The organism is Streptomyces sp. NPDC094448, from assembly GCF_044763775.1.
GTDB lineage: Bacteria > Actinomycetota > Actinomycetes > Streptomycetales > Streptomycetaceae > Streptomyces.
Genome location: NZ_JBIWGU010000011.1, coordinates 245,096 through 271,858 on the forward strand (window position 1 = coordinate 245,096; position 26,763 = coordinate 271,858).

Consider the following 26,763-nt stretch of genomic DNA (forward strand, 5'->3'; position numbering starts at 1 on the left):
GCCCTACGGCACGGGCGAGCGATCCGCGTCGTGGGGCCCGGCTCCCGCCCGATTACGGGGTGAGCCGGTTCGGCCCCCGGAAGAGGAAGCTGGCCTCTCGGATGGAGTCCAGGCCGAGCATGACCATCAGCACCCGCCCGAGCCCCATGCCGAGACCACCGTGCGGCGGGCAGCCGTACCGGAACGCGTTCAGGTAGTCCCGCAGCGGCTCGGGGCTCATGCCCTTCTCGGCAGCCTGCTTCAACAGAACGTCGTACCGGTGCTCACGCTGGGCACCGGTGGTGACCTCCAGCCCCTTCCACAACAGGTCGAAGCTCAGCGTCACGCCCGGGTCGTCGGCCGACCGCATGTGGTAGAAGGGCCGGATGCCCACCGGGTAGTTGGTGATGAACACGAACTCGTGCCCGGTGGCCTCCTTGACGTGGGCGGAGATACTCCGCTCGCCCTCCGGGTCCAGGTCCTCCTTTATCCCCTCCGGGTCCCAGCCGCCCTCGCGCAGGATCTTGTGTGCTTCGGCCATGGTGATCCGGGGGAAGGGCGTCGTGGGGACGGTGACCTCGACACCGAAGTGTTCGGCGATCGCTTCACCGTGCGCGTCGGCGACCTTGGCGATTGCATGGGTGAGCATCTGCTCCTCGAACGCCATCACGTCCTCGACGTCGTCGATCCACGCCAGCTCGACGTCGACGCCCGTGAACTCGGTCGCGTGCCGGGAGGTGAACGACGGTTCGGCGCGGAAGACCGGCCCGATCTCGAAGACCTTCTCGATCCCGGCCGAGATCGCCATCTGCTTGTAGAACTGCGGCGACTGCGCCAGATAGGCGCTGCGGTCGAAGTACCCGAGCTTGAAGACCTCCGCACCGGACTCCGAGGCGGTGCCCATGAGCTTGGGGGTGTGCATCTCCGTGGCGCCCTGCGCGTAGGCGTACTCGCGCATGCCCTGCTCCAGGGTGGTCTGCACGGCGAACATCAGCTGGGTGGCGGGCCGGCGGCGTACGTCGAGGAAGCGCCAGTCCAGGCGCTGCTCCAGACCGGTGTGCTCGTCGATCGGCAGCGGGGTGTCGGCCGAGTTCAGGATCTCGACCGTCTCGGGGACGATCTCCAGGCCGCCGAGCTTGACCTGGGCGGCGTCGACGACGCGGCCGGTGATCCGGACGGCGGACTCGGGGGTGAGGGATTCGAGCCGGGCTTCCAGCGGTCCGCCGTCGCGCCGGTGGGTCACCTGCACCATGCCGGTGCCGTCCCGTACGACGACGAATTGCATCTTGCTCTGCAGACGGAGGGTGTTCACCCACCCGCAGACGGAGACGGTACGGCCAACGTGTTCTCGCAGGTCGGAGACGTGTACGCGGCTGTGGATCATTTCGGTCCTCCGAAGGACTTCGTCATGATCCCTTGGGAGTGCGGGCGAGAAGGGGAACTCGCGGTACCACCGCACTTTCGCCGCCACCAGGTGGCGGCCTCGTTCGTACCCGGTCACGGGGGTCGGCCGGCGGGGCATGGGGCCACCGGACGTGGCCGTTCCTCCCCGCGCTCAGGAGGGTCTTCACCCTGGGGCGCGAGACCGCCTTCCCAGCTACCGGCGGCTCTCTCTGCTCGCGTGAACCCTGGCTACTCGTCTCCGTCAACGCGTTGCCCAGCAGGATACGGACCTCGCGACCATGCCCGCAATCACATACGGCTCCGACTGGCCCAGAGGCCCGGGGAGCGGCCTGATCGTGATCTTGGACAGGGCGACGGGCCTTCGCCGTCACAGCGCGACAGCGCGGGCGGAGGTGAAAGGGCATGGCGCCCGGCCAATCCCTTGTCACACATCCGGCCCGGGGCGACGAGGCATTGCGGCGCGCACTCGAAGACGCCTCCATGGGGCGCTGGGAAGGCCCGCGCTACCTCCTGATCTCCACCGGTCCGGACTGGTACCGGCGGATCTTCCGCCTCCACGTCCTCGCGGAAGCCGGGGCGCGGTTCAGATTCGCCGACACCTGAGTCCCGGTCGAACATCTACATACTCCTGGTTCCCGCCCTGCCGCTCGTGGCGACCGTGCTGCTGATCCTCGGCGTCCCCGATGGGGTGGTCGACGCGATCATGGGATGGGAGCCCGGGGGAGCGGCCCGGATGCGGGCCCGATACATGCAGGTCACCGGGGCGGTGCTGCGAAAAGTGGCCGGGCAGGTGGGCGGGGCGCTCTGGGGACCGGCCGAAGGCGACTGAGACGGAAACTAAGACGGAGAAACGTCGAAGGGCCCGCTGCAAGCAGCGGGCCCTTCGACGTTAGTGCCCGGTGAGGCACTGGCGGAGGATACGAGATTCGAACTCGTGAGGGGTTGCCCCCAACACGCTTTCCAAGCGTGCGCCCTAGGCCACTAGGCGAATCCTCCGCGGCAAACAATACAAGACGTTGAGCAGTGCTCGCGAACTCGTTCCCACCCCCGGGATCGGGTACCCTGTGCGGAGCCCCTCACGTGGCGCTATCTGACTGAACTCCCCCAGGGCCGGAAGGCAGCAAGGGTAGGTCGGCTCTGGCGGGTGCGTGGGGGGCGCTTGCGTTGTGCGGGGGGTGCGGGTGGGGGCAGTGGGGGACGGTTGTCGGTGGGGACCGATAGCCTCGTAGGTGTGTCGTCGCTTGCGTTGTACCGCCGCTATCGCCCGGAATCGTTCGCCGAGGTCATCGGGCAGGAGCATGTCACTGACCCGTTGCAGCAGGCCCTGCGGAACAACCGGGTCAATCACGCGTACCTGTTCAGCGGGCCGCGCGGGTGCGGCAAGACGACCAGTGCGCGGATCCTGGCGCGCTGTCTGAACTGCGAGCAGGGGCCGACGCCGACGCCCTGCGGAGAGTGCCGGTCCTGTCGGGACCTCGCGCGCAACGGGCCCGGGTCCATCGATGTCATCGAGATCGACGCGGCCTCGCACGGCGGTGTGGACGACGCCCGTGACCTGCGGGAAAAGGCGTTCTTCGGGCCGGCGGGCAGCCGCTACAAGATCTACATCATCGACGAGGCCCATATGGTCACCCCGCAGGGCTTCAATGCCCTGCTGAAGGTGGTCGAGGAGCCGCCGGAGCATCTGAAGTTCATCTTCGCGACCACCGAGCCGGAGAAGGTCATCGGGACCATCCGCTCGCGTACGCACCACTACCCGTTCCGGCTGGTCCCCCCCGGGACCCTGCGGGACTATCTGGGCGAAGTCTGCGGGCAGGAGAAGATCCCCGTTGCCGACGGGGTCCTGCCGCTGGTCGTCCGGGCCGGTGCCGGGTCCGTGCGGGACTCCATGTCGGTGATGGACCAGCTGCTCGCGGGGGCCACCGAGGAGGGTGTGACCTATGCCATGGCCACCGGTCTCCTCGGGTACACGGACGGCTCCCTGCTCGACTCCGTCGTGGACGCCTTCGCCGCCGGGGACGGCGCCGCGGCCTTCGAGGTCGTCGACCGGATCGTCGAGGGCGGCAACGACCCCCGGCGCTTCGTCGCCGATCTGCTGGAGCGGCTGCGCGATCTGGTGATCCTGGCCGCCGTCCCGGACGCCGCCGAGAAGGGCCTCATCGACGCCCCGGCCGATGTCGTCGAGCGGATGCAGGCACAGGCCGGAGTCTTCGGCGCCGCCGAGCTGAGCCGCGCCGCCGATCTGGTCAACACCGGGCTCACCGAGATGCGCGGGGCCACCGCGCCCCGGCTCCAGCTGGAGCTGATCTGCGCCCGGGTGCTGCTGCCCGGCGCCTTCGACGACGAGCGTTCGCTCCAGACCCGGCTCGACCGGCTGGAGCGCAGCGCCGCCGCGGGTGCGACCTTCTCCGCCGGGCCTGCCGCGCCCGCGCCCGGTGGTGTGCCCATGGGGTACGGGGGCGGGGGAGCGGCCTCCGCCGCGCACCCTCCCCAGGCTGTGCCCGCCGCCCCCGAGCCCGTGGCCCCCGTCGCGCCGCAGGGCCCCCCGCCCGCCGCCCCCGAGCCCGCGCAGCAACAGGCCCCCGCTCCACAGCAGCAGCCCCAGCAGTCCCAGCAGCGGCCCGGTGCCTGGCCCGGGGCCGGTTCCTCCGCGGGCGACGGCGGCCGGCGGCCCGGCGGCTGGCCCACCGCCACCGCGCCCGGCGAGGGCACCCGGCCCGCGGCCGCGCCCGCGGCGCCGTCCGCGCCGGTTCCGGAACCCCAGCCCCAGGCCGCCGCCTCCGCCCCCGCGCCCGGAATGGCGCAGGGCGCGGCCCAGGTGCGGAACATGTGGCCCGGGATCCTGGAAGCCGTGAAGAACCGCCGCCGCTTCACCTGGATTCTCCTCAGCCAGAACGCCCAGGTCGCCGGGTTCGACGGCACCACCCTCCAGATCGGCTTCCTCAACCCCGGTGCCCGCGACAACTTCGCGACCAGCGGCAGCGAAGAGGTCCTCCGCCAGGCCCTGGCCGAGCAGTTCCACGTCCAGTGGAAGATCGAAGCCATCGTCGACCCCACCGGTGGCGCCGGCGGGCCCTCGGGCCCCGGCGGCGGTGGAAGCGGCGGTTACGGCAGGCCGTCCCCGGCCCCCGCCGCACCCCAGCGCCCCGCGGCCCCCGCCGCCCCGAGCGGCCCCCCGCCCGCGCCCGCCCAGGCCCCGTCGGCCCCCGCACAGCAGCCGCCCGCCGAGCGCCCCCCGGCCGCGCAGCCCCCGCCGCCGGCCCCCGAGGCGTACGGCGGCCCCCCGCCCGTCGCCCCCGAGGACGACACCCCGGAGGACGACGACCCCGACCTCGTCGACTCCGCGCTCTCCGGCCACGACCTGATCGTGCGCGAGCTGGGCGCCACCATCCTGGAGGAATATACGAACGAGTAGAGCGGCCGCTTGGGAGGCCCGTACAGAAGGGCACGGCTTCCGGCCGGTTAGGCTGGCGCCCGTGAAGGTCCTCGTCATCGGCGGCGGCGCCCGCGAACACGCCCTGTGCCGCTCTCTCTCCCTCGACCCCGACGTCACCGCTGTGCACTGCGCGCCCGGCAATGCGGGCATCGGCGAGGTCGCCGAACTGCACCCGGTCGACGCACTCGACGGTGCTGCCGTCGCCCGCCTCGCGGCCGATCTGGAAGCCGGTCTCGTCGTCGTGGGACCGGAGGCACCGCTCGTCGCCGGGGTCGCCGATGCCGTCCGCGCCGCCGGGATCCCGTGCTTCGGGCCCTCCCGGGAAGCGGCACAGCTCGAAGGCTCCAAGGCCTTCGCCAAGGACGTCATGGCCGCGGCCGGAGTACCCACCGCCCGCTCCTACGTCTGCACGAACGCTGAGGAGATCGACGAGGCCCTCGACGCCTTCGGCGCTCCCTACGTCGTCAAGGACGACGGCCTGGCCGCCGGAAAGGGCGTCGTCGTCACCGCCGACCTCGCCACCGCCCGGGCGCACGCCCTCGCCTGCGACCGCGTCGTCATCGAGGAGTACCTCGACGGCCCCGAGGTCTCCCTCTTCGCGATCACCGACGGCGAGACCGTCGTCCCGCTCACCCCCGCCCAGGACTTCAAGCGCGCCCTCGACGGCGACGAGGGCCCCAACACCGGCGGTATGGGCGCCTACTCCCCGCTGCCCTGGGCCGACCCCAAGCTCGTCGACGACGTCATGACCACGGTCCTCCAGCCGACCGTGGACGAGCTGCGCCGCCGCGGTACACCGTTCGCCGGACTGCTCTACGCGGGCCTGGCGATCACCTCCCGCGGCGTCCGTGTCATCGAGTTCAACGCCCGCTTCGGCGACCCGGAGACCCAGGTCGTCCTCGCCCGGCTGCGGACCCCCCTCGGGGGCGTCCTGCTCCACGCCGCCCAGGGCACCCTCGCCGACGAACCGCCGCTGCGCTGGCACGAGGACGCGGCCGTCACCGTCGTCGTCGCCTCCCACAACTACCCGGACACCCCGCGTACCGGCGATCCGATCACCGGGCTCGCGGACGTCGCGGGACAGGACGCTCCGCACGCGTACGTCCTCCACGCCGGTACCCGGCAGGACGGCGACACCGTCGTCAGCGCGGGCGGCCGGGTGCTCTCCGTCACCGCGACCGGAAAGGATCTGCGCGAGGCCCGGGAGCGTGCGTACGCCGCCGTCGGCCGGATCGGCCTCGACGGCTCCCACCACCGTACGGACATCGCCCGCAAGGCCGCCGAGCCCGCCGAGCCCGCCGGATCCGCCACGGCCGCCGAGCCCGCCGGATCCGCCACGGCCGCCGAGTCCGTCGAGTCCGCGTAGACAGAGGGCGTTCATACGGATACGGCGCGTCCGCAGAGGGCCGGACGCCGCAGGGCAACGGGCCGGGCCCGGGGACGATCCCCGGGCCCGGCCCGTTGCCGTACACCCCGGTGGTACGTCTCCGGGCACCGCCGTCCGCGGTACGGGGCCGCTCCGCACCGTCCCCCGCCCCCGAACAGCGCATTCACGCTGTCTACACAGGGAAATCACACCGCCCACCCATTCGTCAGCACCTTTGCCCAAGGCCATTCCATCGAGTGACGCTCGGCCATCCGGATGACGCCCGCGACCGCCCCAACTAGGGTGCGGCGAGGGCGTTCCGGCACTTGGCCCACCGGCATTGCGATGTCGGTGGCGGGTGCCACAGTGGGAGTGCACCTACACCGTCCACCGTCGCGGGGCAGAGGGGGTGAGGACCAACCGTGTCCATGACCGGAATCAGTGAGTCCATCGGTGCGCGGGCCGCGCGTGCACGGGCGCTTGCCGTGCTGCGGATCCGTAGCCGGGCGGTCGCCGTCGCGATCCTTCCCGCGGCCGTGGCCGTGGTGCTCTTCGCCGGTGGTGTCTTCGGCCATCTGACCGGCGGGGGCTGGGACACCGCCCGCACCGTCGCCGCGGTGATCGCCGTCGCCACCGGAGCGGCCGCGCTCGCCGTCGCCGCGGTGATCGCGCGCGCCGAGCCGGCGCTCAGCCCGACCGTCGAACTGTCCGAGCGGTCGGCCCCCGACCTCTACCGCCTGGTCGGGGATCTCGCCGAGCGGCTCGACGTGCCCGCGCCCTCCGCGGTCGCGCTGACCCCCGACTGCGACAGCTGGCTGGAGGACCGCACCCACCCGGCCCACACCGCTGCGGGCCGTCCCGGCAACCGGCTGCGGCGCAGCGACCGGACACCCGTCCTGGTCATCGGCTCCCCGTTCCTCTGGTGGATGCGGGTGGCCGAGCTGCGCGCCCTGCTCGCCCCCGTCGTCGCCGGTACGGCATCGGCGGCCCAGCCCGACATAGCCACCGCGCGCCGGTTCGTCCGGGGCCTGGACGCCGCGGTGGCCCTCGCCGCCCGGCCCGCCCGCGGCTCCGGCCGCACCTTCGCGCCGGCCGGGCTCCTCCGGTTCCCCCGCCGGCTCGCCCTCGGGTTCACCGGCCGGATCGCCCGCCTTCTGCTGCGGAGCTGCCGGGTGCACGCGGCCGAGATGGAACGCGGGGTCGCCGCCGCCGCGTCCGAGCGCGCCCAGTCCGTCGACTACGGTCTCCGGATCGTCGCCCAGGAGCAGGTGGGCCTGGCGTACGCGGGCTGGGACCGGCTGCTGACCCGGGTCGCGCTGCCCGCCTGGCGGATGGGCCGCTGGCCCTCCCGGCTGGACGCCGGAGTGGTGTCCGCGCTCACCGAGCTGTCCCGCCGCGACCGGCTCGCCGAGGGCTTCGCCTCCCGGCTCGGCGAGCGGCCCGCCTGCGATCTGCTGGAGGAGCCGGGGGCCGTTGACGAGGCCACGTCCCTGCTCGCCGCCCGCCTCTTCCACGGCGGCCCCGCCGCACCCGGACCCGACTGGTCACCCGTCGACTGGCGGCAGTATCCGGAAGAGGTCGTGGACCGCAAATGGCGTACGGAGGCGGCCCGCCTCCACCACGTACTCGACGCATCGGAACCCGCCGCCGCCGGATCCGACGACGACCCCACCCTCGAACGGATCCTGGCCCATCTCTCCGGCCCCCGCCCGGAAGCCGCCGACCGGCTCGCCGCCGGAATCACCGCCGCCGTCGCCCGCGAGGAGACCGCACGGGCCCAGCGGGGCGGCGCCCCGGACCCGGCGGGAGACGACCGGAGGTCCGCCGCCCCGGCAGCCGTCGACCCGCCCCACGGCTGGGGCGCCGATCCGCTGCCCCTCTTCCCGCTCCAGCCGCCGCGCACCGGCCGGGACCTCCTCGCCGACCATGTCACCGCGATGGTCTGCTGTGCCGCCGTCGACACCGCCGGAGCCCTCCCCGGCCTCGACTGGCTGGACGGCCCGGTCCTGCTGCTGCACGGCGAGCGGTGCGCCGATCTCTCGTCCGGGGTCCTCGCCCTCACGGAGGACGGTGACCCGGGACCGCTGCGCGCCTGGCTCACGGCGACGGGCGTCCGTGCGGAGAAGCCCGTACGCCTGGTGTAGCCGGGGGCCGCTCATGCCGTGACGCCCCGCCGCCTACCAGCGCCCTGCCGCCCTGCCGCCCTGCCGCCCTGCCGGCGTACCGGCGTACCGATGTGCCCGGCCCCCCATCACGGCCGTCTCACCTTCCCGTAGAAACCCTGGCAAAACCGGCTTACCGCTGCCCGTCCGGGCACATTTTCACGACGAAGGGTGACGGTCCGAGCGCGTAATGTGATGTGCTGGGGTCGCGCTCCCGGCGGCGTACCGGGGCTGCCGCCTACGGTCCACCGAACCGTGCCGTACGCCTTGGGACACCGGGACCCCGGCGGCATCGCGGAGCACGGCGTACGGAGCAGCGGTCGTACGAGAAGGGGCGCGACGGTATGGGGGAGACGGGGCCCATGGAGAGCAGGGGGACCGCCGGAAACGGCTTCCGCGGCGGCCGCACCGCCGTCGGAGCCCCGGCCGCCGGTACGGACAGCGGGACCGGTACGGGCAGCGGGACCGGTACGCGCAGCGGGAGCGATACACCCGCCGGGACCGGTCCGGACGCCGGGAGCGGTACGCAGGGCGGGAGCGGCGTGGATCGTACGGACCCCGCGAACGGTCCCGGCGGTCCGCCGGACGTCCACCGCACCCCCCGCCCCACCACAGCAACACCCCCGCCCCCGCCCCGGGTCCGCCGCTGGGAGTCCGGCGCCCTCGCCCACGCCGTGACCGACCCCTTCGGCCAGGGGCCGCTCCCGTGGCTCCGCAGCAGCGAGCAGTACCTCGACGACACCGGCCGCGCCGTCCCCTGGTACGCCGACCCCGACCGCGGCCGCAGCACCCGCGCCCCCCGCACCGCCGACGACGTCCACCGGCAGATCAAAGGCTTCGTCTCCAACGGCCCGGTCGCACCCGGCGAGTCCATCGACTTCCACATCACCGTCGACCCGCCCCAGCAGTTCCTCGTCGACGTCTACCGCATCGGCCACTACGCCGGACACGGCGCCTTCAAGGTCACCACCAGCCCCCGGCTCTCCGGCATCGTCCAGCACCCCCCGCTCGCCGCCGGGCGCACGGTCTCCTGCCACCACTGGTGGCTCTCCTGGCGCCTCCAGATCCCCTCGTACTGGGCCGTCGGCGCCTATGTCGCCGTCCTCACCACGGCCGACGGCTACCGCTCGCACATCCCCTTCACGGTCCGCGACGACCGCCCCGCCGATCTGCTGCTGGTGCTGCCCGACATCACCTGGCAGGCGTACAACCTCTACCCCGAGGACGGCCGCACCGGCGCCAGCTTCTACCACGCCTGGGACGAGGAGGGCCGGCTGCTCGGCGAGGACTCCGCCGCGACCACGCTCTCCTTCGACCGGCCGTACGCGGGCTCCGGACTGCCGCTGCACGTCGGCCACGCCTACGACTTCATCCGCTGGGCCGAGCGGTACGGCTACGACCTCGCCTACGCCGACACCCGCGATCTGCACGCCGGACGCATCGACCCGACCACCTACCGCGGACTGGTCTTCCCCGGCCACGACGAGTACTGGTCCGTCCCCATGCGCCGCGCCGCCGAGGCCGCCCGCGACCGGGGCACCTCCCTCGTCTTCCTCTCCGCCAACACCCTCTACTGGCAGGTCGAGCTGGGCCCGTCCCCCTCCGGCGCCGAGAACCGCCTGCTGACCTGCCGTAAACGCCGCGGCCCCGGCAGATCGGCGCTCTGGCGCGAGGCCGACCGCGCCGAGCAGCAGTTACTCGGCATCCAGTACGCGGGCCGGGTGCCCGAACCGCATCCCCTGGTCGTACGGAACGCGGACCACTGGCTCTGGGAGGCCACCGGCGCCGGGGAGGGCGACGAACTGCCCGGTCTGGTCGCTGGTGAGGCCGACCGCTACTTCCCGCGCGCCCCGCTGCCCGAGCACCGCCGCCGGATCCTCCTCGCGCACTCCCCTTACCCGGACGGCGCGGGCGTGCTGCGCCACCAGGAGACCTCCCTCTACCGCGCGCCGTCCGGCGCCCTCGTCTTCGCCTCCGGCACCTTCGCCTGGTCACCCGCGCTGGACCGGCCCGGCCACGCCGACCCCCGGATCCAGCGGGCCACCGCCAACCTCCTGGACCGGATCTGCAAACGCGACTGATACGAGCGCGACTGATACGAGCGCGACTGATACGAACGCGCCGGACACGAGCGCGCCGGCCGCAAGCGCGACCGAGGTACGCGCGACCGAGGTACGGGTGGCCCGTCAGGCAGACGTCCGGACCCTGCTGAGAGAATCGGCCTCAGCCACGCACGTCGGAAACCACCAGGAGCAGCCGTGTCCGGATTCGTCGAAAAGCCCGAGGCGCCGCAGGTGCCGGGGCTGGTCCACCTCCACACCGGCAAGGTGCGGGAGCTGTACCGCAACGACGCGGGCGACCTCGTGATGGTCGCGACCGACCGCATCTCCGCCTACGACTGGGTGCTGCCGACCGAGATCCCCGACAAGGGCCGGGTCCTCACCCGGCTTTCGCTCTGGTGGTTCGAGCGCCTCACCGATCTGATCCCCCACCACGTCCTGAGCACCGAACCGCCCGCCGGTGCCCCCGCCGACTGGGAGGGCCGCACCCTGGTCTGCAAGTCGCTGCGGATGATCCCCGTCGAGGCGGTCGCCCGCGGCTATCTCACCGGCTCCGGGCTCGCCGAGTACAACGAGACGCGTACGGTCTGCGGTCTCGCGCTCCCCGAGGGGCTCGTCGACGGCTCCGAACTGCCCGCGCCGATCTTCACCCCCGCCACCAAGGCCGAGGTCGGGGACCACGACGAGAACGTCCCCTACGAGGAGGTCGCCCGGCGGATCGGCGCCGAGCCCGCGGCGCTGCTGCGGCAGGCGACGCTCGCGGTCTACGGCCGGGCCCGGGACATCGCCCGCGACCGGGGCATCGTCCTGGCCGACACCAAGTTCGAGTTCGGCTACGACGACACCGGGCAGCTCGTTCTCGCGGACGAGGTCCTCACGCCCGACTCGTCCCGCTTCTGGCCGGCCGACCAGTGGCAGCCGGGCCGCGCCCAGCCGTCGTACGACAAGCAGTACGTCCGCGACTGGCTGACGTCGCCCGCGTCGGGCTGGGACCGCAGGAGCGAGCAGCCGCCGCCCCCGCTGCCGCCCGAGGTCACCGCCGCGACCCGGGCGAAGTACGTGGAGGCGTACGAGATGCTGACCGGCGAGACCTGGTGAGACCCGGCCCCGGGCTTCCGTCGGACGGGGGCCCGGGGCAGTCCGCAGGCGTACGCGAAAGACCCCGGCCCTCCGAAGAGGACCGGGGTCTTTTCACCGAGCGGACGACCAGGTTCGAACTGGCGACCTCAACCTTGGCAAGGTTGCGCTCTACCAACTGAGCTACGTCCGCACTGCGCCGTTGCGCGCTGCCTACTATACCCAACCGCGCTCGCGGGCGAGACGGGCCGCCGAGTGACGGTTCTCGGCGCCCAGCTTCGAAACCGCCGACGAGAGGTAGTTCCGGACCGTGCCCTGGGAGAGCGCGGCCCGCCGGGCGATCTCCGCGACCGGCGCCCCGTCCGCCGCCAGCTCCAGTACCTCGGCCTCGCGGGCGGTCAGCGGGGAGTCCCCCGCGGAGATCGCGTCCGCGGCCAACTCCGGGTCGACATAGCGGTTTCCCCCATGGACGGTACGGATGATCTCGGCGAGCCGCTGGGCGCTGACCGTCTTGGGGACGAAGGCGCGGACCCCGGCGGTCAGGGCGCGTTTGAGATGGCCCGGCAGACCATGACTGGTCACGATCATGGTCCGGCAGCCGGGCAGTTCGGCCCGCAGGGATGTGGCGACACTCACACCGTCTGCCCCCGGCATCTGGAGGTCCAGTACGGCGACATCGGGGCGGTGGATCCGGGCCATGGCGAGGGCCTCGGGGCCGGACGCGGCCTCGGCGACGACCTCCAGATCGTCTTCCAGGGCGAGCAGCGCGGCCAGGGCACCGCGGATCAGATGCTCGTCGTCGGCGAGCAGTACGCGTACGGAAGTCATGCCCTGTCCTCCCCACCGGCCACGGCGTCCCGGCCCGGCCCCTCCCTCTTCGGTCCAAAGTCCCCGTCCGGCCCTGCCCCGCGCGCCGCGGGAACGTCCGCCGCCGGAACACCCGCTGCCGGACCACTCTCCGCCGGAACGTCCGCCGCCGGGATCCGGGCCGTCACCCGGAAGCGGCCGCCGCGGACCGGGGCCGCCTCCAAGGTGCCGCCCACCGCTGCCAGCCGCTCCCGCAGGCCTGCGAGGCCGGAGCCGCCGCCGTCCGGGCGGAGCGACGCCGTGTCCGCACGGTCGTTCTCCACCACCAGGACGACCGCGCCGCCGACGACTCCCAACGAGATCGTGCAGCGCCGCGGGTCCCCGTGCCGCAGCACATTGGTCGTCGCCTCCCGGACCACCCACCCCAGCGCCGACCGCGCCGGTGCCGGCAGCAGCTCGTCCACCTCGTCCGCGATGACCTTGCAGATGATTCCGGCCGCACCCAGCACCGACCGGGCCCCCTCCAGCTCGACCCGCAGATCCGCCTCCCGGTAGCCCCGGACCACCTCGCGCACCTCGCGCTGCGAGTCCTGGGCGATCTGCTGCACCTCGACCATCTGGTCGACGGCCTCGGCCCGGCCTCGCCGGGCCAACTGCACCGCCAGCTCCGACTTGAGCGCCACCACCGCCAGATTCCGGCCGAGGACATCGTGCAGATCCCGTCCGAACCGCAGCCGCTCCTCGGCGACCGCCAGCCGGGCCCGGACATCCCGGGCGTCCCGCAGCTCTCCGACGACCTTCAGTCCCCACATCGAAGCGATCACCGCGAAGGCCATCCACCCGGTCATGAACGCGGCGGACAGAAAGGTGCCCACCAGGACGGACCACGGGGCGCCGCCGAGCGCCAGCAGCCCGGTGATCCCGGTCACCAGCGAACCCTGGACCAGGACTGTGGTCCGGACCGGCACCAGGAGACTGTGCACGAGCAGAAAGGGGATCAGTCCGCCGACGGCCAGATACACCAGACCCTCGTCGCGCTGGTCGACCACCCCGGTCAAGGCGACGACCAGTCCGAGACCGGCGTTCACCGCACCCAGCGCGCCGCCCGCCACCAGCAGGACCCGGGAGACCTCGCCCTGCCCCAGATAGGCGTCCATCGCCCGGCGGAGCAGCCGGGCGCAGACGAAGGCCGAGACGGTGCCGGTCAGTACCCCGGTCACAGCGATCGCGGGAGTCCGCTCCCTGATGGGTTCGATCACGATCATCAGAAGGAAGAAGGCCGCGTTGACCCAGTGGGTGAAGTACACCGTGCCGCGGGAGTAGATATTGATCTTGGCGAGCTTGCCGCGCCCGGTCCAGCCCTTCACACGCACAGCAACCCCCTGGCTCTCACCGGCAAAACTACAGGTCAGCGGCGTGGCTCCCAGCGGAACCACCGGTTCACAGCAAACACCGAGAGCGCCACCCACGCCAAGGCCGTGAGCGCGGCCCCCAGCAGGTCCTTGCCGTCGGACACCCCGAGCCACCCGTCCCGGACCAGCGTCATCGCCCCGGTCATCGGCAGCAGCTCCGCCACCGCGCGGATGTTGTCCGGCATCAGCTCGACCGGGACGAAGAGCCCCGAGCCGATCGACGAGATCATCAGCATCGGCATCACGGTGAGCTGGGAACTCTCCACGGTCCGGGTCCAGGCCGAGATCAGCGCCGCCAGCGAAGTGAGTACCGCCACGGCCAGCACCACCCCGGCCAGCAGGAGTTCGGGCCGCTCGGGTGCGCGGAGATCGAGGAACGCCACCGCCGCCACCAGCAGCAGCACGATCTGGACCAGCGCCAGCCCCACCGAGGGCAGTGCCGTCCCCGCGAGGATCTCCCGGTCGGAGACCTCCCCGGTGCGCAGCCGCTTGAGGACCAGCTCCTCGCGCCGCGCCACATAGGCCGAGACCAGGTTCACATGGACGACCAGCAGCAGGATGAAGCCGGTACCGCCGATCACCGCGGCCTCGGCGATGCTCATCCCGGCCTTGCCGAGGTCCATCTCCTTAAGCGATGCCTGCATCGTCAGCACCAGCGCGAGCGGCATCGCCAGCGCCATGAAGAGCGCGGTCCGGTTCCGCAGCAGCAGGATCAGCTCGGCCCGGCCGAGGGCGGTCAGCCGCTGCGCCACCGTGGTCCGGCGGGCCGTGCCCGCACCCGTACCGTCCAACACCGTCGCCGCCATGTCACATACCCGCCATTTCGGTCTGAGCTATTTCGAGGAACGCCTCTTCGAGGGAGGCGGCACGGGCGTCGAGGCCCTCCAGCTGCACCTGCTGCTCCCGCGCCCACCGCAGCAGCTCCTCCAGGGACGTCTGGAGTTCATGGGTCTGGATCTCCACCTGCCGTCCGATGGCCCCGGCCTTCAGGGCGAGCGGCAGCCGGGCGGCCGGTACGTCCGGCGGCAGCAGGAACCGGATCCGGGCCGGCCGGGCGCCCGTGACCTCTGCGGGGCTGCCGGTGGTGACGATGACCCCCTGGTGCATGATCGCCAGCCGGTCCGCCAGCGTCTCCGCCTCCTCCAGATAGTGCGTGGTCAGCAGGACGGTCGTCCCGGTGTCCCGCAGCGCCCGCACCAGGTCCCAGGTGTCCCGCCGCCCCTCCGCGTCGAGGCCGGTGGTCGGCTCGTCGAGGAAGAGGACCTCGGGGCGGCCGATCAGCGCCAGCGCCAGGTCGAGCCGGCGCCGCTCGCCGCCGGAGAGCTGACTGACCCGGACCCTGGCCCGCGCCGTCAGCCCCACCAGGTCCAGTGCCTCGGCCACCGGACGCGCCCCGCTGGTGCAGTCGCCCCACATCCGGGCGGTCTCGGTGACCGTGAGGTCGGAGGGGAAGCCGCCCTCCTGGAGCATGACCCCGATCCGGGGGCGGACGGCGGCCCGTTCGCGGTACGGATCGTGGCCGAGGACGCGTACGGATCCGGCGGACGGGGCGGCGAGCCCTTCGAGCAGCTCGACCGTCGAGGTCTTTCCGGCGCCGTTCGTCCCGAGCAGGGCGAAGATCTCGCCGCGGGCCACGGAGAAGGAGACTCCGCGGACGGCTTCGAAGCCTCCCGCATACCTGCGCCGCAGATCCTCGGCGGTGATCACGTACTCGTCAGTGGTCATGCCTCAAGGCTTCCGCCGCCCGGCGGCCGCGGGCAGTGCGGGCTGTCACCGGGGCCGATGACATTTGTCATGGCGGAAGCCCCAGGGAAGCGCGGGCAAGGAGGCCCCGCGACGGAAGTCCGGGCGAGTCGACGGAAGTCCGGGCGAGGAAGCCGGAGTGGCCTGGAAATGCGAAAAGCCCCGGTCTTTCGACCGGGGCCTTATCGCTGAGCGGACGACCAGGTTCGAACTGGCGACCTCAACCTTGGCAAGGTTGCGCTCTACCAACTGAGCTACGTCCGCATGCTCCCGCTCGGCTTTCGCCTGCGGTGCGAACACCACTGTACCCGATCCACCGGAGTGGTCGATGACAGTGATGAGAGCGGGTGACAGGGATTGCACACTGCGCCTTCCCCCTGGAAGGGGGATGTTCTACTACTGAACTACACCCGCACGCTGCTGAGGTGGGCTTTTCGGCCTCGCCCCTCGGCGTGAGTCAGACTTTAGCCGACTCACCGGGGGGTTGTGCAACTCGGAACCGGGCCGGGCCGGTTCATGAGTGGATCTTGACCCGCGGATACCCGCTGAGCCCGGCCGAAGGGCGGCCGGAACGCGCCCACAGCGGGCTCCGCGTCACGGCTTTCCGGCGGTGCGGCCCCGGCCGCCCTCCCCGAGCCCGCCGCCGTCGCTCAACTCGCCTTGCGGAAGGCCTCGTACACCGCCTTGGGGATCCGGCCCCTGGCCGGCACCTCCATCTTGTTGGACTGCGCCCAGGCCCGTACGGCGGCCGGGGACGGCTCCAGCGTCGTGTGCTTGTACGCGGTCCTGGCCGGCCGCCGCCGGCCGCCGGCGGGCTGCTTGCGCCCGGCCGTCAGGTAGGGGGCGAGCGCCGAACGCAGTTTCCTGGCGTTCGCGGTATTGAGGTCGATCTCGTACGACTTCCCGTCCAGGCCGAACGTGACCGTTTCCGCCGCTTCGCCTCCGTCGATGTCGTCGAAGAGTGCGACCACTACTCGCTGAGCCACGGATATCGGTCCTTTCCCGCGGTATCGCATCCTCCGGCCGAAGGGCCGGGTAAGGGTGCAGCCGGTTCCGTCACCGGCTCCGGATGGTGATACCGACTTTCCGGCAATGAGGGTTACGTATTCCTTTGTACAGCGACCGACCGGGCATTGTGAAGAGCGGGCAATTGCCCGCGCGTCTTCCGTGGCCGAACCCGTACTGAGGCGCCCGAACGCGAACGGGGGCGGGCCGGGGGGTGTTGCCGGGATGCAGGGTCCGTTTCGGCCGGGACCGGACCGCGATCCCGCCTCCGGTTCGCACCACCCGCCCCAGTGGAACACATCGGAGTCCGGCAAAGCGACCGGGAAATTCTGCTGGATTTCCACCGTTTGCCGCTCTGGGTGTTCCTGTGGTGTTCCTGTGATGTTCCCCGGTGTGACCTGCGGATATCTACGCGAGTAGATTTTCCGGCCGGGTACGCTGAGCGGACCGCCTTCGCACCACATCACCCCGGGAGTGCCCGTGGCACGCGTCGTAGTCGACGTCATGCTCAAGCCCGAGATCCTCGACCCGCAGGGGCAGGCGGTGCAGCGCGCACTGCCCCGCCTCGGATTCGACGGCATCGCGGACGTACGTCAGGGAAAGCGTTTCGAGCTGGAGGTCGAGGGGCCGGTCGACGACGCCGCCCTCGCCCGTATCCATGAGATGGCCGAGACGTTTCTCGCCAACACCGTCATCGAAGACTTCGTTGTAAAGGTAGACGAGTCGTGACAACTCGTATCGGGGTCGTCACGTTCCCCGGCACGCTCGACGACCGGGACAGCCTTCGGGCGATCCGTCTCGCCGGCGCCGAACCCGTCTCCCTCTGGCACCGTGACAAAGATCTCCACCAGGTGGACGCCGTCGTCCTCGCCGGCGGGTTCTCCTACGGCGACTATCTCCGGGCCGGTGCCATTTCCCGCTTCTCGCCGGTGATGGAGACGATCATCGAACAGGCGAGGGCCGGCCTGCCGGTTCTCGGTATCTGCAATGGTTTCCAGATCCTCACCGAGTCGCATCTGCTGCCCGGCGCCATGCTCCGGAACAATCATCTCCACTTCATCTGCCGGGATCAGCGCCTCCGGGTGGAGAACGCGGAGACCGCATGGACCTCCGATTACTCGGCGGGCCAGGAGATCTCCGTACCCCTGAAGAACATCGACGGCCGGTACGTCGCCGACGAGCGCGTCCTCGACGAACTGGAGGCGGAGGGCCGGGTGGCGTTCCGCTATCTCGGCACCAACCCCAACGGCTCGCTGCGCGACATCGCCGGTATCACCAACGCCGAGGGCAATGTCGTCGGGCTGATGCCGCACCCGGAGCATGCCGTGGAGCCGCTGATCGGCACCGGCCGCACCGACGGCCTCCCCTTCTTCACGTCGATCATCAAGAAGCTGGTGGCAGCATGAGCCTCGACACGGTCAAGCACGCCGAGGGCACGCCCGACGCCGGACAGCCCTGGGCCGAGCTGGGGCTGAAGCAGGACGAGTACGCCCGTATCCGCGAGATCCTCGGCCGTCGCCCGACCGGTGCCGAACTGGCCATGTACTCGGTCATGTGGTCGGAACACTGCTCGTACAAGTCCAGCAAGGTCCATCTCCGGCAGTTCGGCGAGAAGGCCCCCGAGAACGACGCGATGCTCGTCGGCATCGGCGAGAACGCGGGCGTCGTCGACGTCGGCCAGGGCTATGCGGTCACCTTCAAGGTCGAATCGCACAACCACCCCTCCTATATCGAGCCCTACCAGGGCGCGGCCACCGGAGTCGGCGGTATCGTCCGCGACATCCTCGCGATGGGTGCCCGCCCGGTCGCCGTCGTCGACCCGCTCCGCTTCGGCGCCGCCGACCACCCCGACACCCGCCGCGTCCTGCCGGGCGTGGTCGCGGGCATCGGCGGCTACGGCAACTGCCTCGGTCTGCCGAACATTGGCGGCGAGGTCGTCTTCGACCCCTGCTACCAGGGCAATCCGCTGGTCAACGCGGGCTGTATCGGGGTCATGAAGCACGAGGACATCCATCTCGCGCAGGCCTCGGGCCCCGGTAACAAGGTCATCCTGTACGGCGCCAGGACCGGCGGCGACGGTATCGGCGGCGTCTCCGTGCTGGCCTCCGAGACCTTCGACAGCACCGGCCCCGCCAAGCGGCCCGCAGTCCAGGTCGGCGACCCCTTCCAGGAGAAGCTGCTCATCGAGTGCACCCTGGAGATCTTCCGGGAGAAGCTCGTCGCGGGGATCCAGGACCTGGGCGGCGCCGGACTGTCCTGTGCGACCAGCGAGCTGGCCAGTGCCGGTTCGGGCGGTATGCACATCGACCTCGACACCGTTCCGCTGCGCGATGCCACGCTCTCGCCCGAGGAGATCCTCATGAGCGAGTCGCAGGAGCGGATGTGCGCGATCGTCGAGCCCGGCAAGGTCGACCGCTTCCTGGAGATCTGCGAGAAGTGGGACGTCATCGCCACCGTCATCGGTGAGGTCACCGAGGGCGAGCGGCTGGAGATCTTCTGGCACGGCGAGCAGATCGTGGACGTACCGCCGCGGACCGTCGCCCACGAGGGCCCGGTGTACGAGCGTCCCTACGCCCGCCCCGAGTGGCAGGACGCCCTCCAGGCGGACGACGCGGGCGCGCTGCCCCGGCCGGCGGACTCCGCCGAGCTGCGGGCGCAGGTGCTGCGGCTGCTCTCCTCGCCGAACCAGGCGTCGAAGGCGTGGATCACCGACCAGTACGACCGGTTCGTCCAGGGCAATACGGTGCTCGCGCAGCCCGAGGACGCGGGCATGGTCCGGATCGACGAGGAGACCAACCTCGGTGTGGCGATGGCGACCGACGGCAACGGCCGGTACGCCAAGCTCGACCCGTACGCGGGCGCCCAGCTCGCGCTCGCGGAGGCGTACCGCAATGTCGCCGCCTCCGGCGCCCGGCCGCTGGCGGTCTCCGACTGCCTGAACTTCGGCTCGCCCGAGGACCCGGGTGTGATGTGGCAGTTCGCGGAGGCCACGCGCGGTCTGGCGGACGCCTGTCTGCACCTCGGTACGCCGGTCACCGGCGGCAATGTCTCCCTCTACAACCAGACCGGGGAGACGGCGATCCACCCGACGCCGGTCGTCGCCGTGCTCGGTGTGATCGACGACGTCAACCGCCGTACCCCGATCGGTTTCGCCGAAGAGGGGCAGCTGCTCTACCTCCTCGGCGACACGAAGGAGGAGTTCGGCGGTTCGGCCTGGTCGCAGGTGGTCCACGACCACCTCGGCGGGCTGCCCCCGGCGGTCGACCTCGACCGGGAGAAGCTGCTGGCCGAAATCCTGATCTCGGCCTCCCGCGACGGGATGATCGACGCGGCGCACGATCTGTCGGACGGCGGTCTGGTGCAGGCGGTGCTGGAGTCGGCCCTGCGCGGCGGGCACGGCGCGCGGCTGGTCGTCCCGGACGGTCTCTCCGCCTTCACCTTCCTGTTCAGCGAGTCGGCCGGGCGTGCGGTGGTCTCCGTGCCGCGCAGCGAGGAGCTGCGGTTCACCGATATGTGCGGGGCGCGCGGGCTGCCCGTGACCCGTATCGGTGTGGTCGACGGCGATGCGCTGGAGGTGCAGGGGGAGTTCACGATCCCGCTGGACGAGGCGCGTACGGCGTACGAGGGGACGATCCCCGCGCTGCTGGCCTGACGGTCCGGCCCGAACGGCCCTTCCGAGCCCCCGTCCGCGTTCGCGCGGGCGGGGGCTCGGCCGTTCCCCGGCCCGTTCCCGAACGATGCTTGCACGTAATTTCGTAACTACGTAGGATGGGTGCCATGGACCTGGAACAGCGCGTCGCCGAGCTGGAACTCCGGCTGGCCGCACTGGAGGAGAGGGAGACCTTCAGCCCGGCCGGCCGGTCCGGCGAGGACACCGGACAGGAGTCCTTCTGGGCCCTGAAAGGTCTGAAGGAGCAACTGTCCGGCCTCGGCGCGGACACCGGAGGGGTGCTGTTCACCGGGGACGTCGCCCTGCCGACCGGCGAGCGGTACGAGTGGCAGTTCGGCCTGCTCACGGACGACCTGCTGGACCGGGACTGGACCGCGTCGGCGGAGGCGCTCGCCGCGCTCGGCCATCCGGTACGGCTCCGGCTGCTGAGGGAGATCCTCGGGGGCCGCCGTACCGCCGCCGAACTGGCCGAACTCGACGGTCTCGGCACCTCCGGCCAGATCTACCACCACCTCCGCCAGCTCGGCTCCGCGGGCTGGCTCCACACCACGGGCCGCGGCCGGTACGCCGTACCGCCGGCCCGGACCGTGCCCCTGCTGGTCGCGCTCACCGCCGCCCAGCCCTGATCGCCCCCGGACCCGGGAGACCGCCATGACCGAGCCCCAGCACCAGCCCGTCACCCCGCCCGCGGAGCGCCGCGGCCGCGACCGTCTGAACAAAGGCGTCGCCGTCGGGGCCCGGGTCTGCTGGTGGCTGGTCATCGCCCTGATCCTGCTGGACCTCGTACTGAACCGGCCCGGCGGCTGGTGGCTGCCGTTCGTCCCCGCCGCCGTGGCCATCGCGCTCGACCTGCTCCGCTCCCGGTTCGACACCGCAGGGCACCGGGATGCCGGAACACCCGCCGCGGTCCTGGTCGACGCCCCCGTCAGCGGCCGCTGGCTGGCCCACAACAGCCCGGCCGACAAGGTCCCGAGCCACGGCACGCACCAGCTCGCCCAGTCGTACGCCATCGACATCGTCGCCGCTCCGGCCGACGGCCCCGAGTCCCCCGCCTTCCGCTGGGTGTGGCCGCCGGTCCGGCGCAGCTCCGCCTTCCCGGCCTTCGGCGCCCCCCTGCTGGCGGTCGCGGACGGTACCGTCGTCCGGGCCCGGGACGGACAGCGCGACCACCTCAGCCGCAACTCCCTGCCGATGGTCGTCTATCTGATGCTCGTGGAGGCCTTCGTCCGCTCCCTGCGCGGCCCGTGGGGCATCACCGGCAACCATGTGGTGCTCGACCTCGGGAACGGGACGTACGCCCTGTACGCGCACGTCAAGCGTGGTTCCCTGACGGTCGGGGACGGCGACCGGGTACGCGCGGGACAGACCATCGGCGCCTGCGGCAATTCGGGGAACTCCACCGAACCGCACGTCCACTTCCAGCTGATGGACGGGCCGGACCCCGAGACGGCCCGGGGCATCCCGTTCCGCTGGCGCGGGGTGGGCCTGCCCGAGAACAAGGAGATCTTCACGGCACCCGAGCCCGGCACCGGGCCGGAGCCCGCGGCCGCCTCCCCGGCGGAGCCCGTACCACCGCACCACGGAACCGAGTCCGCGTCCGCGGACACCGCCCCCGTCGCGGCGGCCGACAAGCCCTAAGCTCGCGCCCATGCCACCGGCCAAGAAGCGTCCCCGCCGTTACGACTCCGCCAAGCTCCGTACCGCCGTCCTCGGCCAGTACGGCACCGTCCGCGCCGCGGTCGCCGCGCTCACGCCCGAGCAGTCGGCGCTGCCCACCCGGCTCGGCGACTGGACCGTCCGGGAGCTGGCCGCGCATATCCTCCTGGCGTCCCGGCACATCGTCACCGTCACCACCGCGCCCGAACCGCCCCGCGGTGAGGCGACCCTCGCCCTGGAGCAGTGGCCCCACGCCATCCGCGCCCACGCCGGGCCGATCGGCGAGGACGCCCGGCAGCGGGCGGCCGACGGCCCGCTCCCCGAGGCGTACGGCGAACTCGCGGGCGAACTCGGCGCGGCCCTCTCCGGCACCCCCGACGAACGGCGGGTCGTCACCAGGGTCGGGCCGATGCGCTTCCCGGACTACCTGGTCACCCGGGCCGTCGAACTCACCGTCCACACCGACGACCTCAACGACGCCCTCGCCCCCGCCGGAATCGAACTGCCCCTGAACCGGGACGCGCTCGCCGCCACCACCCGGCTCCTCGCCGATGCCCTGGCGGGCGCGGCACCCGGCGGTTCCGTCGAGGTACGGGTGCCGCCGTACGCGGTCGTCCAGTGCATCGAGGGCCCCCGGCACACCCGCGGCACCCCGCCCAACGTCGTCGAAACCGATCCGCTGACCTGGATCCGGCTGGCCACCGGCCGGCTGGACTGGGCGGCGGCCGTGGCCTCCGCGAAGGCCGGTGCCAGCGGCGAACGGGCCGACCTCTCCGCCGTCCTGCCCGTCCTCGGCTGATACCGCCGAAACCGCCGGCCGGGCCCGGCCACCAGCCCCTCGGCCGTGTCCCCCCGGCGGGAACCGGTCGCGGCCCGGTCACGTCCCAGGGGCATGCCCAGGCACCCGAGCACCCCCACCACCGCCCTGCTCCTCCTCGCGCTGCTCGCCGCCGCCGGATGCGGCAGCGAGCAGGCCCCCGGCCGGGACGGAGCGGCGGAGAAGAACGGCGACGGACAGCCCCCCGCCGCCGAGGTCACCACCGAACCCTCGCCCGAACCGCTGACCGGCACCGACTGGACCGTGACCGCGCTGACCGGCGCGGGCACCAGCCGCGACCTGCCCCCGGGCACCGCGAAGGCCGCCCACTTCACCCTCGGCGGCGACGGCACCCTCCGCGGCAGCCTCGGCTGCAACCGCTTCACGGCCACGGCGAAGGACACCGGCACCGCGCTCGCCGTCGGCCCGGTCGCCGGGACCAAGATGCTCTGCGACGGCGGCAGGGGAGAGGTCGAGCAGCATCTGTCCAAGGTGCTGGCCGGAAAAGTCGCGTACACCGTCAACGGCCGCACCCTCACCCTGACCGGTGCCGACGGCAGCGGCCTCCGCGCCACCGCGGGCTGACCGCAACCCCCACGGAACCCCGCCCTCCGGGGCCGGACCCGGGCCTGCACCGGGCCGGATCCGGCCTCGCGGCGGTCCCACGGCACCGTACGGCCGGCCGACGATCGGTACGGTCCGGGGCCCGGTCCACCACCCGGCCCGAAGGCGAGTCCGCGATGTGACCTTCGCCAATTCGGACCAGTGGTCGATCTCGCCTACACTCGGTGCCGTGCCACGTGGTGACGGTCGACTCAATCACGATCTGCTTCCCGGCGAGAAGGGCCCCCAGGACGCTTGCGGCGTCTTCGGGGTCTGGGCCCCGGGAGAAGAGGTCGCAAAGCTCACTTACTTCGGGCTCTACGCCCTCCAGCATCGAGGCCAGGAATCCGCGGGTATCGCGGTCAGCAACGGTTCACAGATTCTCGTCTTCAAGGACATGGGACTGGTCTCCCAGGTCTTCGACGAAACCTCCCTCGGCTCCCTCAAGGGACATATCGCCGTCGGACATGCCCGCTACTCCACCACCGGCGCCTCGGTCTGGGAGAACGCCCAGCCCACCTTCCGCGCCACGGCCAACGGCTCCATCGCCCTCGGCCACAACGGCAATCTGGTCAACACCGCGGAACTGGCCGCGCTCGTCGCCGAGCTGCCCCGCCAGGACGGCCGTGCCACCCAGGTCGCCGCCACCAACGACACCGATCTGGTGACCGCCCTCCTCGCCGGGCAGACCGACGAGGACGGCAAGCCGCTCTCCGTGGAGCAGGCCGCCGCCCGGGTCCTGCCCGGGGTCCGGGGCGCCTTCTCCCTCGTCTTCATGGACGAGACCACCCTCTACGCGGCCCGTGACCCGCAGGGCATCCGCCCGCTGGTCCTCGGCCGCCTCGACCGCGGCTGGGTCGTGGCGAGCGAGTCCGCCGCCCTCGACATCTGCGGTGCCGGTTTCGTCCGCGAAATCGAGCCCGGCGAGCTGATCGCCATCGACGAGAACGGGATCCGTACCTCCCGATTCGCAGAAGCGAAGCCCAAGGGCTGTGTCTTCGAGTATGTCTACCTGGCCCGCCCCGACACCGATATCGCCGGGCGCAGCGTCTATCTCTCCCGGGTCGAGATGGGCCGGAAACTGGCCGCCGAGGCCCCCGCCGACGCCGATCTCGTCATAGCGACCCCGGAGTCCGGCACCCCCGCCGCCATCGGCTACGCGGAAGCCAGCGGTATTCCGTACGGCTCCGGACTCGTCAAGAACGCCTATGTCGGCCGGACCTTCATCCAGCCGTCCCAGACCATCCGCCAGCTCGGCATCCGTCTCAAGCTCAACCCCCTGCGCGAGGTCATCCGGGGCAAGCGGCTGGTCGTCGTCGACGACTCCATCGTCCGCGGCAACACCCAGCGCGCCCTGGTGAAGATGCTCCGCGAGGCGGGCGCCGCCGAGGTCCATGTACGGATCTCCTCGCCGCCCGTGAAGTGGCCCTGCTTCTTCGGTATCGACTTCGCCACCCGGGCCGAGCTGATCGCCAACGGCATGACCATCGACGAGATCGGCGCCTCCCTGGGAGCCGACTCCCTCGCCTATATCTCCATCGACGGCATGATCGCGGCCACCACGATCCCCAAGCCGAACCTCTGCCGGGCCTGCTTCGACGGCGAGTACCCGATGGAGCTGCCCGATCCCGAGCTGCTCGGCAAGCAGCTCCTCGAAACCGAGCTGGCGGGCGGCGCCGACGCCGCCGACGCGCTGCGCCGCCCCTGATGATCGCCGCGCCGCCGCTGTCCCTCCCGGCCTCCTGGATGCCGTCGACGGCGACGGCGCCGCCCTCAGAACCAGAAAGCCCCCTGTCATGACCACTGAGTTCACCGGTGCCAGCTACGCGGCCGCAGGTGTCGACATCGAGGCCGGAGACCGCGCGGTCGAGCTGATGAAGGAGTGGGTGAAGAAGACCCGCCGCCCCGAGGTCCTCGGCGGTATCGGCGGCTTCGCCGGACTCTTCGACGCCTCCGCCCTCAAGCGCTACGAGCGCCCGCTGCTGGCCTCCGCCACCGACGGCGTCGGCACCAAGGTCGATCTGGCCCGCCGCCTCGGCGTCTACGACACCATCGGCCACGACCTGGTCGGCATGGTCGTCGACGACATCGTCGTCTGCGGCGCCGAGCCCCTCTTCATGACCGACTACATCTGTGTGGGCAAGGTCCACCCGGAGCGGGTCGCCGCGATCGTCAAGGGCATCGCCGAGGGCTGTGTCCTGGCCGGCTGCGCCCTGATCGGCGGCGAGACCGCCGAGCACCCCGGACTGCTCGGCCCGGACGAGTTCGATGTCGCGGGCGCCGGCACCGGTGTGGTCGAGGCCGACCGGCTGCTGGGCGCGGATCGTATCCGTACGGGTGATGCGGTGATCGCGATGGCGTCGTCCGGCCTTCACTCCAACGGGTACTCGCTGGTCCGGCATGTGCTGTTCGACCGGGCGGGCATGGCGCTGGAGCAGCAGGTCGAGGAGTTCGGCCGGACGCTCGGCGAGGAGCTGCTGGAGCCCACCCGGATCTACTCCCTCGACTGTCTGGCGCTGATCCGGACCACCGAGGTCCATGCCTTCAGCCATGTCACCGGCGGCGGTCTGGCGAACAATCTCGCCCGGGTCGTCCCCGACGGGCTGCACGCGGTCGTCGACCGCTCCACCTGGGCCCCGGGCCCGGTCTTCGATCTGGTCGGCCGGGCCGGACAGGTCGAGCGGGAGGAGCTGGAGAAGACCCTGAACATGGGCGTCGGCATGATCGCCGTGGTCCCGCAGGAGTCGGCCGACACCGCCCTGACCGTACTGGCGGACCGCGGTGTGGAGGCCTGGGTGGCCGGTGAGATCACCGAGCGCGGCGAGCACACCACCGGTGCCGCACTCGTCGGCGACTACGCGGTCTGATGTACGGGCGCGGCGACGCACGGTAGCGGATCCGACGGTGGACAGCCACGGGCACGGAGCCCGCGGAGGCAGTGGCGGTACGGCCCCGGGCCGCACCGCCCGCCGCGGCCCCGCCCCCGCGGGGGCAGTCGTCGGCCGGTCCTCCGGGACCGGGGTCCGCACAGCACGGAACCCGGTCCCGGAGCTTTCGCCCCTGGACCGGGTCGGTGGTCAGTACAGCGTCAAGCGCCGCGGCGCTGCTGCGACGCGGGACCGGACTCGTCGTCCTCGTCCTCGTCGTCGTTGTACAGCTCCGCGTACTGTGCGTACGGGTCGTCTTCTTCGTCCTCGTCCTCGAACGGCTCCGCGTTCGGCGGCTGGCTCGAAGTCGATGCGCCCAGCTCAGTGGCCAGTCGTGTCAGATCAGTACCGCCGCTGTTGTACTTCAGCTGGCGGGCGACCTTTGTCTGCTTGGCCTTGGCCCGGCCGCGCCCCATGGCTCGACCCCCTCGGTGACGGGGCTCGACGGCCCCAGAGTCTTGACACGCGTTCATAAGTCGGAACGGACTCCCCGTGGGGAGACCGGCCCGTAGGGCTTCAACGGTACCTGCTTCCGCGGCCATACGGTACGCCGCCCGCATGACGTGCCACGTCGCAGAACCCGCGAGGAGCCCCGTCCTCGCTGGTCATCTGCGATATTAACCTCTTCTTGGCGGTGGG

The 26,763-nt window shown here is 71.8% G+C and carries 21 protein-coding genes, 4 tRNA genes, 1 other RNA gene and 2 pseudogenes; 17 read left to right on the top strand and 11 right to left on the bottom strand.

Going from position 1 to position 26,763, the window contains the following annotated elements; genetic code table 11:
* Positions 1-52: 52 nt before the first annotated feature.
* Positions 53-1,363: an aspartate--tRNA(Asn) ligase gene (aspS, locus tag ACIQ9E_RS22780; RefSeq protein ID WP_403709745.1), complete on the bottom strand. Its 1,311-nt coding sequence runs from the start codon at positions 1,361-1,363 to the stop codon at positions 53-55.
* Positions 1,364-1,785: 422 nt separating this feature from the next.
* On the opposite strand from aspS, the gene ACIQ9E_RS22785 reads away from it, so the two are divergent.
* Together ACIQ9E_RS22785 and ACIQ9E_RS22790 are read left to right on the top strand one after the other, a co-directional pair.
* Positions 1,786-1,986: a hypothetical protein gene (locus tag ACIQ9E_RS22785; RefSeq protein ID WP_403709747.1), complete on the top strand. Its 201-nt coding sequence runs from the start codon at positions 1,786-1,788 to the stop codon at positions 1,984-1,986.
* A 49-nt stretch (positions 1,987-2,035) separates the two neighbouring features.
* Positions 2,036-2,212: pseudogene (locus ACIQ9E_RS22790) on the top strand (site-specific integrase); the annotation flags it as partial.
* A 79-nt stretch (positions 2,213-2,291) separates the two neighbouring features.
* Here the strand turns inward: ACIQ9E_RS22790 and ACIQ9E_RS22795 are convergent.
* Positions 2,292-2,379, bottom strand: a tRNA-Ser gene (locus ACIQ9E_RS22795).
* Between the two features lie 71 nt (positions 2,380-2,450).
* On the opposite strand from ACIQ9E_RS22795, the gene ffs reads away from it, so the two are divergent.
* The 6 genes and pseudogenes from ffs (at position 2,451) to ACIQ9E_RS22825 (ending at position 11,505) form a co-directional block, all read left to right on the top strand.
* Positions 2,451-2,549: signal recognition particle sRNA small type (ffs, locus tag ACIQ9E_RS22800), an RNA gene on the top strand.
* A gap of 65 nt (positions 2,550-2,614) precedes the next feature.
* Positions 2,615-4,798, top strand: a complete 2,184-nt coding sequence (locus ACIQ9E_RS22805) for a DNA polymerase III subunit gamma and tau (protein ID WP_403709749.1) — start codon at positions 2,615-2,617, stop codon at positions 4,796-4,798.
* Positions 4,799-4,859: 61 nt separating this feature from the next.
* Positions 4,860-6,101, top strand: a pseudogene (gene purD / locus ACIQ9E_RS22810) (phosphoribosylamine--glycine ligase); the annotation flags it as partial.
* Between the two features lie 506 nt (positions 6,102-6,607).
* Entirely contained in the window at positions 6,608-8,329 is a 1,722-nt protein-coding gene (locus ACIQ9E_RS22815; protein ID WP_403709751.1) for a hypothetical protein, read from the top strand.
* A gap of 380 nt (positions 8,330-8,709) precedes the next feature.
* The gene (locus ACIQ9E_RS22820; RefSeq protein WP_403709753.1) at positions 8,710-10,428 is read left to right on the top strand and encodes a N,N-dimethylformamidase beta subunit family domain-containing protein; all 1,719 of its coding nucleotides are present in this window, start codon (positions 8,710-8,712) and stop codon (positions 10,426-10,428) included.
* 177 nt (positions 10,429-10,605) lie between these two features.
* Positions 10,606-11,505 carry a phosphoribosylaminoimidazolesuccinocarboxamide synthase gene (locus ACIQ9E_RS22825; protein WP_403709755.1) on the top strand — a complete coding sequence of 300 codons (900 nt, stop codon included), beginning with the start codon at positions 10,606-10,608 and terminating at the stop codon, positions 11,503-11,505.
* Positions 11,506-11,604: 99 nt separating this feature from the next.
* Here the strand turns inward: ACIQ9E_RS22825 and ACIQ9E_RS22830 are convergent.
* From ACIQ9E_RS22830 to ACIQ9E_RS22865, 8 genes are all read right to left on the bottom strand, one after another.
* Positions 11,605-11,677, bottom strand: a tRNA-Gly gene (locus tag ACIQ9E_RS22830).
* Positions 11,678-11,700: 23 nt separating this feature from the next.
* Positions 11,701-12,312 (bottom strand): response regulator, encoded by a 612-nt coding sequence (locus ACIQ9E_RS22835; RefSeq protein WP_403709757.1) that lies wholly within the window; start codon positions 12,310-12,312, stop codon positions 11,701-11,703.
* Positions 12,309-13,664, bottom strand: coding sequence for a sensor histidine kinase (locus tag ACIQ9E_RS22840; RefSeq protein ID WP_403709759.1), 1,356 nt, complete (start codon positions 13,662-13,664; stop codon positions 12,309-12,311). The genes ACIQ9E_RS22835 and ACIQ9E_RS22840 overlap by 4 nt, the downstream gene beginning before the upstream one ends.
* A 35-nt stretch (positions 13,665-13,699) precedes the next feature.
* Positions 13,700-14,509, bottom strand: coding sequence for an ABC transporter permease (locus tag ACIQ9E_RS22845; RefSeq protein ID WP_403709761.1), 810 nt, complete (start codon positions 14,507-14,509; stop codon positions 13,700-13,702).
* Between the two features lies 1 nt (position 14,510).
* Positions 14,511-15,428 carry an ABC transporter ATP-binding protein gene (locus ACIQ9E_RS22850; RefSeq protein WP_403709763.1) on the bottom strand — a complete coding sequence of 306 codons (918 nt, stop codon included), beginning with the start codon at positions 15,426-15,428 and terminating at the stop codon, positions 14,511-14,513.
* Positions 15,429-15,637: 209 nt separating this feature from the next.
* Positions 15,638-15,710: transfer RNA gene (locus tag ACIQ9E_RS22855), tRNA-Gly, on the bottom strand.
* 78 nt (positions 15,711-15,788) lie between these two features.
* Positions 15,789-15,860 (bottom strand) — tRNA-Gly (locus tag ACIQ9E_RS22860).
* A gap of 236 nt (positions 15,861-16,096) precedes the next feature.
* On the bottom strand, positions 16,097-16,432 hold the full coding sequence (locus ACIQ9E_RS22865; RefSeq protein ID WP_403709765.1) for an Lsr2 family protein: 336 nt from the start codon (positions 16,430-16,432) through the stop codon (positions 16,097-16,099).
* Positions 16,433-16,931: 499 nt separating this feature from the next.
* On the opposite strand from ACIQ9E_RS22865, the gene purS reads away from it, so the two are divergent.
* The 9 genes from purS to purM all read left to right on the top strand — a co-directional run bounded on the left by purS (position 16,932) and on the right by purM (position 26,064).
* Positions 16,932-17,180: a phosphoribosylformylglycinamidine synthase subunit PurS gene (purS, locus tag ACIQ9E_RS22870; protein ID WP_006348228.1), complete on the top strand. Its 249-nt coding sequence runs from the start codon at positions 16,932-16,934 to the stop codon at positions 17,178-17,180.
* On the top strand, positions 17,177-17,857 hold the full coding sequence (gene purQ / locus ACIQ9E_RS22875) for a phosphoribosylformylglycinamidine synthase subunit PurQ (RefSeq protein ID WP_006348229.1): 681 nt from the start codon (positions 17,177-17,179) through the stop codon (positions 17,855-17,857). Before purS ends, purQ begins: the two co-directional genes overlap by 4 nt.
* On the top strand, positions 17,854-20,103 hold the full coding sequence (gene purL, locus ACIQ9E_RS22880; protein WP_403709768.1) for a phosphoribosylformylglycinamidine synthase subunit PurL: 2,250 nt from the start codon (positions 17,854-17,856) through the stop codon (positions 20,101-20,103). Before purQ ends, purL begins: the two co-directional genes overlap by 4 nt.
* Before the next feature lie 125 nt (positions 20,104-20,228).
* Positions 20,229-20,747 carry an ArsR/SmtB family transcription factor gene (locus tag ACIQ9E_RS22885; RefSeq protein ID WP_403709770.1) on the top strand — a complete coding sequence of 173 codons (519 nt, stop codon included), beginning with the start codon at positions 20,229-20,231 and terminating at the stop codon, positions 20,745-20,747.
* A 25-nt stretch (positions 20,748-20,772) separates the two neighbouring features.
* The gene (locus ACIQ9E_RS22890; RefSeq protein WP_403709772.1) at positions 20,773-21,759 is read left to right on the top strand and encodes a M23 family metallopeptidase; all 987 of its coding nucleotides are present in this window, start codon (positions 20,773-20,775) and stop codon (positions 21,757-21,759) included.
* 10 nt (positions 21,760-21,769) lie between these two features.
* Entirely contained in the window at positions 21,770-22,576 is an 807-nt protein-coding gene (locus tag ACIQ9E_RS22895; RefSeq protein WP_403709774.1) for a sterol carrier family protein, read from the top strand.
* A 93-nt stretch (positions 22,577-22,669) separates the two neighbouring features.
* Positions 22,670-23,179, top strand: coding sequence for an META domain-containing protein (locus ACIQ9E_RS22900; protein WP_403709776.1), 510 nt, complete (start codon positions 22,670-22,672; stop codon positions 23,177-23,179).
* Positions 23,180-23,387: 208 nt separating this feature from the next.
* Positions 23,388-24,905: an amidophosphoribosyltransferase gene (purF, locus tag ACIQ9E_RS22905; RefSeq protein WP_403709778.1), complete on the top strand. Its 1,518-nt coding sequence runs from the start codon at positions 23,388-23,390 to the stop codon at positions 24,903-24,905.
* A gap of 88 nt (positions 24,906-24,993) precedes the next feature.
* A complete protein-coding gene (gene purM, locus ACIQ9E_RS22910; protein ID WP_006348236.1) occupies positions 24,994-26,064 on the top strand; it encodes a phosphoribosylformylglycinamidine cyclo-ligase in 1,071 nt (356 codons plus the stop codon).
* A 221-nt stretch (positions 26,065-26,285) separates the two neighbouring features.
* On the opposite strand, the gene ACIQ9E_RS22915 is transcribed toward purM, so the two are convergent.
* Positions 26,286-26,540 carry a DUF3073 domain-containing protein gene (locus tag ACIQ9E_RS22915; protein ID WP_006348237.1) on the bottom strand — a complete coding sequence of 85 codons (255 nt, stop codon included), beginning with the start codon at positions 26,538-26,540 and terminating at the stop codon, positions 26,286-26,288.
* Positions 26,541-26,763 lie beyond the last annotated feature (223 nt).